This is a genomic window from Pseudomonas sp. PSB18 (genome assembly GCF_014596565.1).
In the GTDB taxonomy this organism is placed as follows: domain Bacteria; phylum Pseudomonadota; class Gammaproteobacteria; order Pseudomonadales; family Pseudomonadaceae; genus Aquipseudomonas.
Genome location: NZ_NOIN01000006.1, coordinates 116159 through 131408, shown reverse-complemented (window position 1 = coordinate 131408; position 15250 = coordinate 116159). Strand labels below are relative to the sequence as shown.

Here is a 15250-nt window from a genome sequence, read left to right as displayed (position 1 = left end):
GGCGATTCCAGGGCGGGTCCAGGCGGAAAGGCCGGCCATCCTACCGAGGATGGCCCCGGTTGTTTAGGCTTTGTTTGCCAACGGGTCCGCAGTGGTCAGCTCAATGGCAGCGAAATCGTCACTTCCAGCCCGCCATCGCGCCGATTACCGAGGGTCAACGTTCCACCGTGTTCGAGCACGGTCGCCCGCGCCGCCGAGAGGCCGAGCCCGACGCCTCCGGTGTTCTTGTTGCGCGAGCCTTCGAGACGAAAGAACGGGGTGAAGACCTGCTCGTGGTACTTGGCCTCGATGCCCGGACCCCGATCCAGAATGCGGATTTCAACGTGGTCGCTCCAGGCCTTGAGCTGGACACTGGGCTCTGCGCCATATTTGATCGCGTTGTCGATCAGGTTCACCAACGCTCGCTTGAGCCCGATAGGCCTGCCTACGTAAACGAAGCGGGGTGCGCCCTCGAAGGCAACCTCGCTGCCGGCGTCCTTGAAATCGTCGACGACGGTGTGCAGCAGCTCAGCCAGATCGAAGGCGGTGGCATGTTCGAGCCGTGCATCGTCGCGGAAAAACTCCAGGGCCGAATTGACCATCGCCTGCATCTCGTCCACGTCCCTGAACAACCGGGATTGCTGCTCGGTGTCCTCGATGAATTCCCCGCGCAGGCGCATGCGGGTCAACGGCGCGCGCAGGTCATGGGAGATGGCGGCGAGCATTTGCGTGCGGTCTTCGATGAAGTGCTTGAGCTGGGCCTGCATGGCGTTGAAGGCGAGAATGGCCTGGCGGATTTCGTAGGGGCCGATGACCGGAATGGGCGGTGCCTTGTGGTCCACGCCGAAACGCCTGGCGCCTTCGGCGAAACGCTCCAGTGGCGCGGCCAGGTGCCGGGTGGCAACCAGCGCGACGATGAATGCCGACAGCAGGATCAGCGCGATGATGATCAGATTGCGCTCCCACTCCTCCAGCCCCCAGTTGCGCGCGGGCATGGAAAACATCACCCATGAATGGTCGCTCAGCTCGATCAGCGCGGCGTAGCGCCCGCCGGGCTGGCCGGCGGGCCAGTCGCTCGGCTCGTAGCCTTCTATCCGTGCATCGGGCCTGCCCAGTTGCTGGCGCAGCCGTGCCGCGCCGTCGCTGTATTCCGGGTCGTCGTCGACCACCGGCACTCGCGCCTCGTCATGGTCTTGCAGCCATTGGGTGGTGAATTCCCGGTCGCTGGCGGCCTTGGCAATGGCGGGCCGCTGTTCAAGCGCTGCCGAGTCGATGATGCGCGCGATGGCGGAGATCTTTTCAAACAGGCCGGTTTCCATCAGGGGCGGGCGTGCCCAGGCTCCGGCCAGTTGGCTGAACAACGCGTTCAGGGCCAGCAGCGTCAGCATGGCAACCAGGGTGGTCAGGGCGATCCAGCGCGCCAGGGTATCGCGCGGGCGGCGGGTGCCGGGGCTCGGCGGTTTCATCGTTTCACCACCTGGGGGCTGAAGTAGTAGCCGCTGTTGCGCACGGTGCGGATCATCGACGCGCCGCTGATATCGGTCTCCAGTTTGCGACGCAAGCGGCTGACCTGGACGTCGATGCTCCGGTCAAACGCATCGAAGGTTTCGCCCCGCGCCAGATCCAGCAATTGTTGGCGGCTCAGCACCCGGCGCGGGTGCTCGGCGAATACCAGCAACAGTTCGAACTCACCCGCGGACAGCGGAATCATGACCTTGTCCGGGGAGCGCAATTCACGCCGGGTGACGTCCAGCTGCCACTTTTCGAACTCCAGGACCGGTCGCGAGGCGTCGTTCGGCGTGCCCCTGGCTTCGCCGGTACGCCTGAGCACGGCCCGCACCCGGGCCAGCAGTTCCCGGGCGTCGAAAGGTTTGGTCAGGTAATCGTCAGCGCCCATCTCCAGGCCAACGACCCGGTCGCTCAACTCGCCCATGGCGGTAAGCATGATGATGCCGACCCTGTGCTCGGACCGCAGTCGCTGGCAGAGCACCAGGCCGTTGTCTCCTGGCAACATGACGTCGAGGATGATCAGGTCCGGCAATTGACGCTCGACCGCCTGCCACAGGGCTGCACCGTCGGCGGCCACATCGACGCTGTAGCCATGTTGTTCGAGGAATTTGCGTAAGAGGGCGAGGACTTCGAGGTCATCGTCCACCAGTAGTAAATGGCTCACGGTGGGTACGTCAGGGTCATGGATACAGGGAGCGATACTAGGGTCAATCCGGGCCCTGCGTCATATATTTCAATCCTGCAATGAAGTTGCCGGCGGGCAATATTCCGGAAATCTCCAGGCAAGAAAACAGCGGCAGGATTGCCCAATGCCCGTCCCGTTGAGCGCAGAACCTGTGGGAGTCGAGCTTGCTCGCGATAGTGGCTGGTCAGTTGATAAAGATGTTGGCTGAACCACCGCTATCGCGAGCAAGCTTGGCTCCCACGGGAACTGTGAATGGCATCACTCCTCGACTGACCGGCATCGCCCATTCCTTGCCGAGACAGCCCTGTATGCCGCTCACCGATCCCGCCTCGCTCCGCGTCCGTTACTCCGTGGTCATCATGCTCGCCGCACTCGCCAGCGGCTGCACCAGCACACCCGCTGCAAAGCCTGGCAGTTGCGAGAGTGTTCCGTACACCGTTTACGATCCCGGACAACCCGTCAACCGCGGCATCTTCGCCTTCAACCGCACCGTAGACGACTACGCACTGGCCCCCATCGCTCGTGGTTATCGCCATCTTCCGGATGCCATGCAGACCGGCATGCACAACTTCGTGGCGAACTTCGGAGAGCCCAAGGTGTTCATCAACGACCTGCTGCAAGGCAATGCACAGCGTTCGGTCAATACCTTGGGGCGGTTTGTCATCAACACCACGGCCGGCATCGTCGGCCTGATCGACGTGTCGGGCAAACTCGGCATCGAGCGCCACAAGGCCGATTTCGGCCAGACCTTCGGCGTCTGGAACCTCTCCCCGGGGCCGACGGTGGAATTGCCGCTGCTGGGGACGGCCAACCTGAGAGACGCCACCGGCAAGGTGATCAGTTTCGCGGTCGACCCGTTTGGCGACAACAGCAGCACCGTCGACACCCTGGGCACGATCAATACCGCAGGCGGCATCGTCGATGGCCGCGCCCAGGCACTGCCACTGACGGACCAACTGCGGACCCAGCCGGATTACTACGTGGCCTTGCGTGATGCGGTGGCACAGCAACGCGCCGATTTTGTCGCGCAGGGCAAGCTAGGGGCGGTGACCCCTCAATGCCAGGGAGGGCAGGGCGATGACTAACGATGCCTTGATCCTGCGGCGAAGCATGAAGGCGCTCAGCCAGGGGGGCCTACAGTGCCGCGAGGTTGAACTGCGGCTGGCGGAGGATGGCCGTCATGTGGTGCTCAGCCGTTACATCGAACGCTATCGCCATGAGCAAAACGGTGAGTGCGTCATCCAGCATCACCAGGTGTCGATGACGCACCTGATTCGCTGGATGATGGCGCAGGGGGAGCGGGTGACGGCATAGCCGGGGGCGCTGGCAGTGGGGAAACGTCTCGCTCCGCCCACGCATCTGGCGACGTGCAACAAGAAACATTTTTACACAGTTCGATGTTGTACGATGTCATATGTAGTGTGTTCGACTGTCTCCGTTTCTTACAAAAAAAATAAACGGAGACTCCATCATGACGAGCATCCCTTCCGTCAAGGATCAGGCCGCCACGTCCACGCAAAGCCGTTTCATGCGCCTATTGAAGCTGCTTGGCCCCGGCATCATCGCGGTATTGGCGTGGCTGGGCGCAGGCGACCTCATCACCTCTTCCGTGGCCGGTGCGAACTATGGCTACGCCATGATGTGGGTGCTGGCGGTGTCCTTGCTGTTGCGATTCCTGATCGTCAACATCATCGCGCGCTTCCAGCTCTGCAATAACCAGGGCATGACCATCCTGCAGGGCTACGCCCAACTCAATCCGTTTTTCGCCTGGTTCCTGTTGGTTTACGCGCTGCTGATGGGGCATTTGATGAATGCCTACATGATCAAGGGCGCCGGAGAGGCGTTGGCCATGTTGTTGAAGATCGACCGCCCGTTGCTCTGTTCGGTGGCGGTGGTGCTGGCGGTGTGGCTGCTGGTTGGGCGCAATATCTACTCGATGATCGAAGGGGTGATGAAAGCGCTGTTGGCGATCATGACGTTGGCGTTCCTGGCCCTGGCCGTCATGTCCGGCCCGGATGTCGCCGGCATCGTCAAAGGCACCATCGGCTTCAGTATTCCTCCCGACGAAGGCGTGCACGGTGCGCTGCTGGTGGCTGTTTCGGTGATCGGTGCGGTCGCGGGCTCCATCGCCAACTTCGTGCACCCGTATGTCATGCGCCAGAAGGGCTGGACTGGCCCGGAGCACAAGCGCGTCCAGCGCAACGACCTGCTGTTCGCGGTGTTCGTCGGGATCGTCATCAATCTGGCGATCTGGATCGTCGGTGCGGAAATCCTGCGACCCAATGGCATCGAGGTCAACACCCTGGGGGATCTGGGCAAGGCGCTGGAGATGTTCTTCGGCCCGATCGGTTGGTACGTCTTTTTCGTCGGGGTGTTCGCCACGTTGTTCGCCAGCATTTCGGGCAAGACCACGGCATTCCCGATGCTCATCACCGACGCCTTCCAGCACGTGCGGCCCGAACGTCGGGAACGCTATGGCAAAGAGTTCCACCGTGACCCGGCGCACAAATGGTTCATGTTGTTCATCCTCGTGACCCCGCTGGTCTGGTCACTGCCCGGCATGCCGGACTTCGTCACGCTGACCATCGGCGTCAATGCCTTGAATATCGTCGGCTTGCCGGTCATTTCCCTGGGCCTGCTGATCATGTCCAACCAGAAGTCGTTATTGGGCAAGGAATACCGCAACAACCTGTTCGAGAACATTGCGCTGGCCTTTGCCACGGGCCTGGCACTGTGGGTGGCGTTCCAGTTGGGGGTGGAGCTGTTTACCTGATCGACCTGAGAGAGCCGTGGTGATCCGTCACCGCGGTTTTCAGCAAGCGGCGTCCGAGGTAAAAACCGTCCATCACCTGATCGATGCCGGAAAAAGTGCGCTGCTAGACTGCACCGACCAATCCCTCTCGGAGAAGCCGGATGAACAACAAGAACAGGATCTGTCTCTGGTACGAAGGCGATGCCCTGGGAGCGGCGCAGTTCTATGCCGCGACGTTTCCAGACAGCGCGGTACACGCGGTCCATCACGCGCCTGGCGATTATCCATCGGGCAAGGAAGGCGATGTGTTGACGGTGGAGTTCACCGTGATGGGCATTCCCTGCATCGGGCTGAACGGCGGCCCGGTGTTCAAGCACAACGAGTCCTTCTCGTTCCAGGTGTCCACCGATGACCAGGCCGAAACCGACCGTTTCTGGAACGCGATTGTCGGGAACGGCGGCGAGGAAAGTGTCTGCGGCTGGTGCAAGGACAAGTGGGGCCTGTCATGGCAGATCAGCCCGCGCGTCCTGACCGACGCCGTCGCCGGCCCCGACAAGGCAGCCGCCAAGCGCGCGTTCGAGGCCATGATGCAAATGACCAAGATCGACGTCGCAGCGATTGAAGCGGCGCTGAAAGGCTAGCCGACCGCTATCGCGAGCAGGCTCGCTCCCACAGTGGATCTTCAGTGGGCTCGGTACCCGCAGCACCCTCAAAACCCTGTGGGAGCGAGCCTGCTCGCGATGGCATCATCACTGACTCACCGCCCAGCGTCAGGCAACCTGGCAATCACCTTGATTTCGAACTGAAACCCATACAGCCACGTCACGCCGACCGCCGTCAGTGTCGGGTGCGGTGCGTTGCCCCAGAATTCAGGCACCACTTTCCAGATCGTCTCGAACTTCGATTCGGGGTCGACGATGAAAACGGTGACGTCCACCACATCGTCAAAGGTGCAATCGGCAGCGGCGAGAATCGCCTCCAGGTTCGTGAACGCACGCCGGACCTGAACCTCCAGATCGGCTTCCGGCGAACCGTCGTCGGTGCTGCCGACTTGTCCCGATACGAAGAGAAAACCATTGGACCGGATCGCCGGCGAATAACGATTACGCTCGTAAAGTGCTTGGCGTCCAGGTGGGAAAACTACATCACGCGATGTCATGGGGAACCTCCATCGGAATCAGGGTAGGGAAATCAACGATGAAGTCACTCTAGGGGCTTGTGCCCGGGCGATAAACGCGCAACCTTGGCGATCACTGTTTGTAAAATCCAAACAATCATCGACACGCGGAGCAGCAATGGATCGTTTTGACGCCATGCAGGCATTCGTCCGAGTGGTGGAGGCGGGCAGCTTCACCAAGGCCGCCGAGACCCTGCACATGAGCAAGACCACCGTGACCCAGTTGGTGCAGCAATTGGAGGCGCGCCTGCGGGTCAAGCTGCTCAACCGCACGACACGCAAGGTCAATGTCACCGCCCAGGGCGCTGTCTATTACCAACGGGTGTTGCGCTTGCTCGCCGACATGGACGATGCCGAAACCAGCCTGTCCGATGCCCAGGCCTTGCCCAGGGGCCGCTTGCGGGTAGACGTCCCGAGCCCGCTGGCCGCACTGATCCTGATGCCGGCGCTACCGGCATTCCATGAGCGATACCCGGACATCCAGATCGACATGGGCGTCAGCGATCGCATCGTGGACATCATCGATGAGAACGTCGATTGCGTGGTGCGCGGCGGCGAATTGACGGACCAGTCGCTGATCGCCCGGCGCATCGGTGATCTTGAGCTGGGCGTCTTCGCGGCGCCGAGCTACCTGGCACGCGTCGGCACTCCCGCGCATCCACGAGACCTCGAAGACTCCCTGCATCGTATCGTCGGCTTCCTCTGGGCCCGCACCGGCAAAGCCGTGCCCTATGCCATGCACAACGCTAATGAGCACCTGCACATCAACGGGCGCTACGCCCTGGCGGTCGACGACGGCAACGCCTACCTCGCGGCCGGCCTGGCGGGGCTGGGGGTGCTGTGGCTACCCAGATACATGTCCAGGCCCCACGAAGCGAACGGCGAGCTGGTGCCGCTTTTCGAAACGTGGCGCATCGATCCGATGCCGCTCTACCTGGCTTATCCGCCGAACCGGCATATCAGCGCCAGGTTGAGGGTGTTCATCGAATGGATGGTGGAACTGATGGCGGGGCATGCGCCGGTTGCTGATCGAAGGGGTATGTAGACAGGCGCCTGACTTGCCGGGCACCAACGGATTAAACCCGTAGAAACGAGGACGGTCGAAGGTTTACACCGCTCGATTGCAGAGGAGACGCACCATGGACCGATTCACCGGTGGTTGCCTGTGCGGCAACGTTCGTTTCGAAGCTTCGGGCCGCCCTTATCGGGTCGGCCTCTGCCACTGTCTCGACTGTCGCAAGCACCATGGCGCGCTGTTTTACGCAGCGGCCATGTTCCCCCGGGAAGCAGTGAAGATCGAAGGTGAAACCGGTGACTACGCCGGTCGCTTCTTCTGTCCTCGCTGCGGCTCGTCGGTCTTTGTCCGCAGCGGTGACGAGATTGAAGTGAACCTGGGAAGCCTGGATGCCCCTGACCAGCTGATGCCTAGCTACGAATGCTGGACCGTGCGTCGCGAGGCGTGGCTGCCGGCGTTTCCGTTGACACGGTACGAGCATGATCGTGCCGGGAAAGGTCGGTCCGAGGAGTAGGCGATCAAGCAAACCCGACAATCGCCTTGATCTCCGTGTACTCCTCGAACCCATGAACCCCGTACTCCCGGCCATTGCCCGAGCGCTTGTAACCGCCGAACGGCGCCAACGGGTTCCACGCCGGGTAGTTCAAGAGTACCTGCCCGGCGCGGATGCGCGAGGCCGCGGCGCGTACGGCTTCAAGGTCCTGGCCTTGCACATGGGCACTGAGGCCGTAGACGGTATCGTTCGCCAGGGTGATGGCTTCTTCCACCGTGTCATAGGGGATGAGGCACAGCACTGGGCCAAAGATTTCTTCCTGGGCGATGCGCATGGCGTTATCCACCTCGGAGAAGACCGTTGGCCGGGCGTAGAAGCCTTTTGCAAAACCCTGCACCCGTCCCGGGCCTCCGCACAGGAGTTTGGCACCGTCATTCAAGCCCGCCTCGATCATCGCCTGCACGCGATTGAACTGGGCTTCGTTGGCGATGGGGCCGAGTTGCGTTTCTTCCGACCGGGGATCGCCGACGATGATCGCGCTGACTGTGGCGATGACCAGCGCTTCGACTTCCGCCAGCCGTTTGCGCGGCACGATCATCCGGGTCGGCGCGCTGCATGACTGGCCGACGTTACGGAATGCAGACATCACGCCGGGCGGCACGGCCTTGGCGAAGTCGGCGTCCGGCAAGAATACGTTGGGCGACTTGCCGCCCAGTTCCTGGGTGACGCGCTTGACCGTCGGGGCGGCAGCCTGGGCCACCAGGGCACCCGCACGGTTGGAGCCGGTGATGGAGATCATGTCGATATCGGGGTGTGCTGCCATGGCTGCGCCGACGTCGGCACCACTGCCGTTCACCAGATTGAACACGCCTGGTGGAAGGCCGGCGTCATGCAGCAGTTGGGCGAACAGCAGGGCGCTCAGGGGCGAGAGTTCGCTGGGCTTGAGCACCACGGTGCAGCCGGCGGCAATCGCCGGTGCGACTTTGGCGGTGATCTGGTAGAGCGGCCAGTTCCACGGCGTGATGAGCCCGCAGACGCCGATGGGTTCGCGCTCGATAGCCGTACCGTTTTCGATTCTGCGGAAACTGTAGGTGGACAGCAGGTCACGGGCGACCCGAACGTGCTCGGCCGCCAGAGGGATCTGCATGGCCCGCGCGAAACCGATGGCCGCGCCCATTTCCAAGGAGAGCACCTGGGCCAGTTGTTCTTTTCGTTCGAGAATCAGTTCGTGGATCTTGTCCAGCATCTGCGCACGGGATGCGACCGGGGTCGCGGACCAGCCGGGAAACGCCGCCCGTGCCGCCGCCACCGCCCGGTCGACGTCCGCAGAGGAGCCCTGGGCGACCTCGGCGACTATCTCCTCGGTGGCCGGGTTGATCACCGGCAGGGTGGTCGGATGCTCCGGAAACGACCAGGCGCCATTGATATAAAGCTGCCGCAAGGTCTGTGGGTCGGTGTGGTAGCTATTAGAGGATAAGGTTGTCATGCAACGGGCTCCCATAGAGCGGTGAGGGCATTGCCAGCAGCAGATCGTGATGCTGTGTCTGCTCAATAAGCTAACAAAGCGGTCCTGACGGGATGTGCCGTTCTTGAGGTTGGCAAAGGAGAATCTGCTGAATCTGCCGGGCTAACCGGGCAAAACACGTATTGAGGAGCCCTCGACCCCTCGCCATCGCGTTTTTTGATCCAAGCCAAACCCGTGGGAGCGAGCCTGCTCGCGATGGCATCGGCCCACTCGATAAAGATGCTGAAACCACCGCCCTTCCTACGCAGATTCTGCCGCAGACTGCCCGCCGCAGTGCCGTTTGGCGCACCATAACTGCCCGCAAACCCACTGAAACATGGGCGCAACGCCCGTGCCTGGAGCATCCCGCAAAGTCTGCTGAGGGAGCCCCGCAAAACGGTGGTTTGTACCAAGCCGCCACTATTTTTAACCGATTATCCACGGTCTCATGGTGTTGTAATGAAAATGTGATGCAGCGTTGTGCCGGTGCTTAACGAATGGCGCCGATGCTTGCCACGTTCATGTCTTCAACAACCATTCAGGACCGCACTCATGAGCTTTCTTCGACCCAAGTACATCACCTTCGATTGCTACGGCACGTTGACCAACTTCCAGATGGGAAGCATGACCCGCGAGCTGTTCGCCGATCGTGTCGGTGCCGGGCAGATGGATCAGTTCGTCACGGACTTCGCCGCTTATCGCCTGGATCAGGTGATGGGTGACTGGCGCCCCTATGATGAAATCATCAAGACGTCCCTGGCCCGCGTCTGCAAGCGCTGGGGTGTTGAATATCGGGGCGAAGGTCAGCTCTACTACGACGCCGTGCCTACGTGGGGCCCTCACGCCGATGTACCGGCGGGCCTGTCGAAAATCGCCGACAAGATTCCCCTGGTGATTTTTTCCAACGCGATGGACGAGCAGATCATGTCCAACGTCGACAAGCTCGGCGCGCCTTTCCATAAAGTCTTCACCGCTCAGCAGGCACAGGCCTACAAGCCGCGCCTGGCGGCCTTCGAATTCATGCTCGATAACCTCGGCTGCGGTCCGGAAGACGTGTTGCACGTATCGTCCAGCTTCCGCTACGACTTGATGTCTGCCCACGACATGAAGATCAAGAACAAGGCCTTCGTCGCCCGTGGTCACGAGCAGCCGGGCAATGCCATCTATGGCTACCACCAGATCCCTGATATCGGCGGGTTGGCCGGTCTGGTCGGGCTCTGAGACGCAGGCACTTTCCAAGGCGAAAGGGGTTAGACATGGGCAGTGAGTCCTATTGGCTCGATACCGCACCGGCCTTCACAGGTGCTCAGCTCGGCGGGTTGCCGAGGCAGGTTGATGTCGCTGTCGTCGGTGGTGGTTTCACCGGGCTGGCGGCCGCCCGTGCCCTGGCCCTGAAAGGGGCCAGCGTGGCGGTGCTGGAAGCGGGACGGGTGATTGGCGAAGCGTCGGGGCGTAACGGCGGGCATTGCAGTACCGGCGTCGCCCAGGATTACGCGGCACTCACCGCCAGTCTCGGCGCCGACAAAGCACGGGCCTATTACCAGGCCTATGAGAGCGCCGTGCAGAGCGTCGTCGCGCTGGTGGAGCAGGAGGGGATTGCCTGCGACCTCAAGCGCAACGGCAAGCTCAAGCTGGCCGCCAAGCCGATGCATTACGAAGGGCTGGCGCGTACCTGTGAGTTGATCCGCAAGGAAGTCGATGCCGAGGTCGAGCTGCTGTCCGCCCAAGAGACGCGGGCGGAGGTCAAGTCCGACCAGTTCCATGGCGGCCTGCTGCAGCGCAATGGCGTGCAGATGCACATAGGGCGGTTCGGTGTCGGCCTGGCCGAGGCGGCCGCGCGTCACGGCGCGTTGATTTTCCAGGGCGTGGCCGTCAAGGACTGGAAGGCCAGCGCCGGTGGCTATCAGGTCAACACCAGCAAGGGGACGTTGCATGCCTCGCAGGTTTTGTTGGCGACCGGTGCCAGTCAGCATGGCGGTTTGGGCTGGTATCGGCGGCGAATCGTCCCGGTGGGCAGTTTCGTGATCGCCACCGAAGTGCTGCCCCAGGCGCTGATCGACAGCTTGCTGCCGGCGCGTCGTTCCTATGTCACCAGTCGCATGATCGGCAACTACTTTCGCCTGACCCCGGACAACCGTTTGCTGTTCGGTGGTCGTGCGCGGTTTGCCATGTCCGACAGCGTTTCCGATGCCAAGAGCGGCAAGGTGCTGCAAGCGGCGATGGTGCAGATGTTCCCGCAACTGGCCAACGTCCGGATCGACTACTGCTGGGGTGGATTGGTGGACATGACGTCCGATCGATTGCCCCGGGCCGGCCAGCATGCTGGGGTGTATCACTCCATGGGCTACAGCGGCCACGGCGTACAGATGTCGGTGCACATGGGCCAGATCATGGCCGAGGTCATGGCTGGCAAGGTCGAGGCCAACCCCTGGCGCGAGCTCGATTGGCCGGCGATTCCCGGGCATTTCGGCAAACCCTGGTTCTTGCCGTTGGTAGGCGCGTATTACCGCCTGCAGGACTACTTACACTGATCCATCGGACGTTGTTTTACGTTTCAACCACGTTGCGTCAACCGTGCGCAACCGAGCCCTTATCACTAGCGAAAGGTAGAACTGACATGACTGACAATAAGAGCAGCATCGATAGCCAGTTGATTACCGGCACAGACAGTCTTCGTGTTTTTGAAGGGCTCAACCGGGGCATGTCGCGCCGTCATGCGCTGCAGATGCTGGGCTTGGCCGGGGTGGCCGCGGCAGGGGCCGGGAGCCTGTTCGGCGCCGCCGGCAAACTGCTGGCCGACGAAGCCGCGACCCCTGGCAAGGGCAAACCGGGTGGTCGCATCCGTGTCGCCGGCAGCACCAGTTCCACCAGCGATACCCTGGATCCGGCCAAAGGCTCGTCGTCCACCGACTATGTACGCCACTACATGTTCTACAACGGCCTGACCCGTTTCGACAGCCACATGGTGCCGCAACTGGAACTGGCCGAGCGCATCGACACGACCGACGCCACGCTTTGGGTGATTACCCTGCGCAAGGAAGTGACGTTCCACAATGGCAAGGCACTGACCGCCGCGGACGTGGTGTTTTCCCTGCTGCGCCACAAGGACCCGATCACCGGCTCCAAGGTCCTGCCCCTGGCAGCGCAGTTTGCCGAGGTCAAGGCCAACGGCACCCATGAGGTGCAAATACAGCTGAGCGGGCCGAACGCGGAGTTGCCATCGATTTTTGCCGTCTCCCATATGTTGATCGTGCCTGAAGGCACCACCGACTTCAGCCAGGGCATCGGCACCGGCCCCTTCAAGGTCAAGGAGTTCAAGCCGGGCGTGCGGTCAATCGGTGCACGCAACACCAATTATTGGAAACCGGGCTTGCCTTATCTGGACGAGATCGAGTTCATCGGCATCGCCGACGAGCCGTCCAGGGTCAATGCGCTGCTCTCGGGCGATGTGCAGATCATCAACGAGGTCAACCCGCGCTCGACGACCCGCATCAAGGACAGCACCGGCCACCGGGTCGTGGACTCGCCGTCGGGTAACTACACTGACTTGATCATTCGCCAGGACCAGATGCCCGGCCAGAGTCCGGAGTTCACTGAAGCCATGAAACTGCTGCTGGACCGGGAACAGGTCAAGTCAGCGATTTTCCGCGGGTTTGCCAGGGTCGGCAACGACCATCCGATTGCCCCCGGTTCGCGTTTCTACAACGCGGACCTGCCGCAACGGACCTATGATCCGGAGAAGGCGCGCTTCCTGCTGAAGAAGGCTGGCATGGAAAGTATCAGCATGCCGGTCATGTGCTCGCCGGCCGCCACCGGCTCGGTGGACGTTGCAGTTCTGCTCCAGCAGTCGGCCAAGGAGGCCGGGCTCAAGCTCAACGTCAACCGTCTGCCGAGCGACGGCTACTGGTCCAACCACTGGGCCAAGCACCCGTTGAGCTTCGGCAACATCAACCCTCGGCCCAACGCCGACATGCTGTTCTCGCAGTTCTTCCAGTCGACGGCACCGTGGAACGAATCCGCGTGGAAGAATCCGCAGTTCGACCAGCTCCTGGTCCAGGCCCGGGGCGAAACCGACGAAGCCAAGCGCGGCAAGATGTACGCCGACATGCAAACCCTGGTGCATGACCATTGCGGCATCGGCATCCCGGTGTTCATCAGCAACATCGATGGCGCCGACCAGCGTGTGAAGGGCTATGGCACCAACCCGCTGGGCGGCTTCATGGGCTACATGTTCGCCGAGCAGGTCTGGCTGGACGCTTGATGAGCGTCGGTTTTTCGCAGGGTGACAGTGCACGAGGATAGGGTGATGAATAGCAACACACTGTGGTTGATCGGCCGGCGCCTCGGCGCCGCGATCGTGACCCTTCTGATTGTATCGATGGTGGTGTTCGCCATCACGGCGGTATTGCCGGGAGACGCGGCACAGCAGGCCCTCGGACAATTCGCCACGCCAGAGCAGGTCGCGGCGCTGCGGGTGAAAATGGGGTTGGATCAGCCGGGTGTGTTGCGTTACCTGCACTGGCTGACGAACCTGCTCAGCGGCGACCTCGGGGTGTCGGCGTCCAATGCCACTTCGGTGACGGAGCTGATGGCGGGACGGGTACCCAACACCCTGATGCTGGCGGCCGCGACGGCGCTGGTGTCGGTGCCGCTGGCGCTGATCCTGGGCATCGGTTCGGCCATGGGTCGCGGCGGTCGCGTCGACGGCTTCGTGAGTTTCTTTACGCTGATGATGGTGGCTGTGCCGGAGTTCCTGGTGGCCACCTTGGCGGTGCTGATTTTCGCGGTGAACCTGGGTTGGCTTTCGGCGCTGTCCTACTCCAGTGAAATCACCTCGCCGTTGCAATTCATGCGCACCTACGCCTTGCCGGTGATGACGCTGTGCTGCGTGATCGTTGCGCAGATGGCACGCATGACCCGGGCGGCGGTGATCGATCAACTCGACAGTCCTTACGTGGAAATGGCCCGCCTCAAAGGCGTGAGTCCGGTGCGGGTGGTGCTGCGTCACGCGCTGCCCAACGCCATCGGGCCCATTGCCAATGCCATCGCACTGAGCCTGTCCTACCTGTTGGGCGGCGTGGTGATCGTCGAGACGATTTTCAATTACCCCGGCATCGCCAGCCTGATGGTCGATGCCGTGACCAACCGCGACATGGCGTTGGTCCAGGCCTGCACCATGCTGTTCTGTACCGCGTACCTGTCGCTGGTGTTGATTGCCGACCTGTGCGCGATCCTTTCCAATCCGAGGCTGAGAAACCAATGAACAATCCCATTGTGAAATCCCCGACAGCGGCGGTCGCACTGGCATTGGGCAAGGACGCTCATGGCTCGTCCTGGCTTGGGCTGATCGGCGCCGCGATGTGTGCCATCTGGCTGCTGGTGGCGATTTTCGGTCCGTGGCTGGCACCCCACCCGGTGGGAGAAGTGGTGTCCGACAACGTCTTCGACGGCCTCAGTGCCGCTTACCCGCTGGGCACCGACTACCTGGGCCGCGACATGCTCAGCCGGATCCTGGTCGGCGCACAGTTTACCGTGGGCCTGGCGTTGGTCGCCGCGGTACTGGCGAGCGGGCTGGGTACCACTTGCGCGCTGCTCTCGGTGGTATCACCGAAGTGGCTGGACGAACTGATCAGCCGCCTGATGGACGCGTTCATTTCGATCCCGAGCAAGATGCTGGCGTTGATCATGGTTTCGGCGTTCGGCTCGTCGGTGACCTTGCTGGTGTGCACGGCGGTACTGAGTTACACCCCGGGGGCGTTCCGTATCGCTCGCAGCATGGCGGTGAACATCGAGGCCCTGGAGTACGTACAAGTGGCTCGCACCCGTGGCGAGCGTCGGCTGTACATCGCCTGCGTGGAAATCCTGCCCAATATGCTCAACCCGGTGCTGGCGGACCTGGGCTTGCGCTTCGGCTTCATCGTGCTGCTGCTCAGCGGCATGAGCTTCCTCGGCCTGGGCGTACAGCCACCGGACGCCGACCTCGGCTCGCTGGTGCGCGAGAACATTGGTGGTCTCAATCAGGGCGCGCCGGCCATCGTGATTCCGGCCCTGGCCATCGGCACCCTGACCATCGGTGTGAACCTGTTTATCGACCGCTTGTCTTCGCGGCGCAATCGACGTTCGGGAGGCCATTGAG

At 62.1% G+C, this 15250-nt stretch carries 15 protein-coding genes; 11 read left to right on the top strand and 4 right to left on the bottom strand.

Annotated elements, in window-relative coordinates; genetic code table 11:
- Window positions 1-95 precede the first annotated feature (95 nt).
- Both CGA22_RS15815 and CGA22_RS15810 read right to left on the bottom strand, forming a co-directional pair.
- A complete protein-coding gene (locus tag CGA22_RS15815; protein ID WP_041020284.1) occupies window positions 96-1445 on the bottom strand; it encodes an ATP-binding protein in 1350 nt (449 codons plus the stop codon).
- Complete coding sequence (locus CGA22_RS15810) at window positions 1442-2152, bottom strand: response regulator (protein ID WP_041020283.1); 711 nt, start codon at window positions 2150-2152, stop codon at window positions 1442-1444. Before CGA22_RS15810 ends, CGA22_RS15815 begins: the two co-directional genes overlap by 4 nt.
- Window positions 2153-2481: 329 nt before the next feature.
- Between CGA22_RS15810 and CGA22_RS15805 the strand changes: the two genes are divergently transcribed.
- From CGA22_RS15805 to CGA22_RS15790, 4 genes are all read left to right on the top strand, one after another.
- Window positions 2482-3258 carry a VacJ family lipoprotein gene (locus CGA22_RS15805; protein ID WP_041020282.1) on the top strand — a complete coding sequence of 259 codons (777 nt, stop codon included), beginning with the start codon at window positions 2482-2484 and terminating at the stop codon, window positions 3256-3258.
- The gene (locus CGA22_RS15800; RefSeq protein ID WP_041020281.1) at window positions 3251-3487 is read left to right on the top strand and encodes a hypothetical protein; all 237 of its coding nucleotides are present in this window, start codon (window positions 3251-3253) and stop codon (window positions 3485-3487) included. The genes CGA22_RS15805 and CGA22_RS15800 overlap by 8 nt, the downstream gene beginning before the upstream one ends.
- 157 nt (window positions 3488-3644) lie before the next feature.
- Window positions 3645-4946: an Nramp family divalent metal transporter gene (locus tag CGA22_RS15795; RefSeq protein WP_041020280.1), complete on the top strand. Its 1302-nt coding sequence runs from the start codon at window positions 3645-3647 to the stop codon at window positions 4944-4946.
- Between the two features lie 140 nt (window positions 4947-5086).
- Window positions 5087-5566, top strand: coding sequence for a VOC family protein (locus tag CGA22_RS15790; protein WP_041020279.1), 480 nt, complete (start codon window positions 5087-5089; stop codon window positions 5564-5566).
- 116 nt (window positions 5567-5682) lie between these two features.
- On the opposite strand, the gene CGA22_RS15785 is transcribed toward CGA22_RS15790, so the two are convergent.
- Complete coding sequence (locus CGA22_RS15785) at window positions 5683-6084, bottom strand: RidA family protein (protein WP_041020278.1); 402 nt, start codon at window positions 6082-6084, stop codon at window positions 5683-5685.
- Window positions 6085-6220: 136 nt separating this feature from the next.
- Here CGA22_RS15785 and CGA22_RS15780 point away from each other — a divergent pair, with 136 nt between their 5' ends.
- A complete protein-coding gene (locus tag CGA22_RS15780; RefSeq protein ID WP_041020277.1) occupies window positions 6221-7147 on the top strand; it encodes a LysR family transcriptional regulator in 927 nt (308 codons plus the stop codon).
- A 94-nt stretch (window positions 7148-7241) separates the two neighbouring features.
- On the top strand, window positions 7242-7631 hold the full coding sequence (locus tag CGA22_RS15775) for a GFA family protein (protein ID WP_041020276.1): 390 nt from the start codon (window positions 7242-7244) through the stop codon (window positions 7629-7631).
- A gap of 4 nt (window positions 7632-7635) precedes the next feature.
- Here CGA22_RS15775 and CGA22_RS15770 read toward each other — a convergent pair whose 3' ends face one another.
- Entirely contained in the window at window positions 7636-9096 is a 1461-nt protein-coding gene (locus CGA22_RS15770) for an aldehyde dehydrogenase family protein (RefSeq protein ID WP_041020275.1), read from the bottom strand.
- 570 nt (window positions 9097-9666) lie between these two features.
- On the opposite strand from CGA22_RS15770, the gene CGA22_RS15765 reads away from it, so the two are divergent.
- The 5 genes from CGA22_RS15765 to CGA22_RS15745 all read left to right on the top strand — a co-directional run bounded on the left by CGA22_RS15765 (window position 9667) and on the right by CGA22_RS15745 (window position 15249).
- Window positions 9667-10335 (top strand): haloacid dehalogenase type II, encoded by a 669-nt coding sequence (locus tag CGA22_RS15765; RefSeq protein WP_024779244.1) that lies wholly within the window; start codon window positions 9667-9669, stop codon window positions 10333-10335.
- 35 nt (window positions 10336-10370) lie between these two features.
- Window positions 10371-11645: an NAD(P)/FAD-dependent oxidoreductase gene (locus tag CGA22_RS15760; RefSeq protein ID WP_041020274.1), complete on the top strand. Its 1275-nt coding sequence runs from the start codon at window positions 10371-10373 to the stop codon at window positions 11643-11645.
- Between the two features lie 86 nt (window positions 11646-11731).
- Entirely contained in the window at window positions 11732-13375 is a 1644-nt protein-coding gene (locus CGA22_RS15755; RefSeq protein WP_041020273.1) for an ABC transporter substrate-binding protein, read from the top strand.
- A 45-nt stretch (window positions 13376-13420) separates the two neighbouring features.
- Window positions 13421-14377 carry an ABC transporter permease gene (locus CGA22_RS15750; protein ID WP_041020272.1) on the top strand — a complete coding sequence of 319 codons (957 nt, stop codon included), beginning with the start codon at window positions 13421-13423 and terminating at the stop codon, window positions 14375-14377.
- On the top strand, window positions 14374-15249 hold the full coding sequence (locus CGA22_RS15745) for an ABC transporter permease (RefSeq protein ID WP_041020271.1): 876 nt from the start codon (window positions 14374-14376) through the stop codon (window positions 15247-15249). Before CGA22_RS15750 ends, CGA22_RS15745 begins: the two co-directional genes overlap by 4 nt.
- The last annotated feature ends 1 nt before the right edge of the window (window position 15250 follow it).

Coding starts and splice junctions, on each gene's coding strand:
- CGA22_RS15815 (WP_041020284.1), bottom strand. CDS start 1,445: ATGAAACCGCCGAGCCCCGGCACCCGCCGCCCGCGCGATACCCTGGCG.
- CGA22_RS15805 (WP_041020282.1), top strand. CDS start 2,482: ATGCCGCTCACCGATCCCGCCTCGCTCCGCGTCCGTTACTCCGTGGTC.
- CGA22_RS15800 (WP_041020281.1), top strand. CDS start 3,251: ATGACTAACGATGCCTTGATCCTGCGGCGAAGCATGAAGGCGCTCAGC.
- CGA22_RS15795 (WP_041020280.1), top strand. CDS start 3,645: ATGACGAGCATCCCTTCCGTCAAGGATCAGGCCGCCACGTCCACGCAA.
- CGA22_RS15790 (WP_041020279.1), top strand. CDS start 5,087: ATGAACAACAAGAACAGGATCTGTCTCTGGTACGAAGGCGATGCCCTG.
- CGA22_RS15785 (WP_041020278.1), bottom strand. CDS start 6,084: ATGACATCGCGTGATGTAGTTTTCCCACCTGGACGCCAAGCACTTTAC.
- CGA22_RS15780 (WP_041020277.1), top strand. CDS start 6,221: ATGGATCGTTTTGACGCCATGCAGGCATTCGTCCGAGTGGTGGAGGCG.
- CGA22_RS15775 (WP_041020276.1), top strand. CDS start 7,242: ATGGACCGATTCACCGGTGGTTGCCTGTGCGGCAACGTTCGTTTCGAA.
- CGA22_RS15770 (WP_041020275.1), bottom strand. CDS start 9,096: ATGACAACCTTATCCTCTAATAGCTACCACACCGACCCACAGACCTTG.
- CGA22_RS15765 (WP_024779244.1), top strand. CDS start 9,667: ATGAGCTTTCTTCGACCCAAGTACATCACCTTCGATTGCTACGGCACG.
- CGA22_RS15760 (WP_041020274.1), top strand. CDS start 10,371: ATGGGCAGTGAGTCCTATTGGCTCGATACCGCACCGGCCTTCACAGGT.
- CGA22_RS15755 (WP_041020273.1), top strand. CDS start 11,732: ATGACTGACAATAAGAGCAGCATCGATAGCCAGTTGATTACCGGCACA.
- CGA22_RS15750 (WP_041020272.1), top strand. CDS start 13,421: ATGAATAGCAACACACTGTGGTTGATCGGCCGGCGCCTCGGCGCCGCG.
- CGA22_RS15745 (WP_041020271.1), top strand. CDS start 14,374: ATGAACAATCCCATTGTGAAATCCCCGACAGCGGCGGTCGCACTGGCA.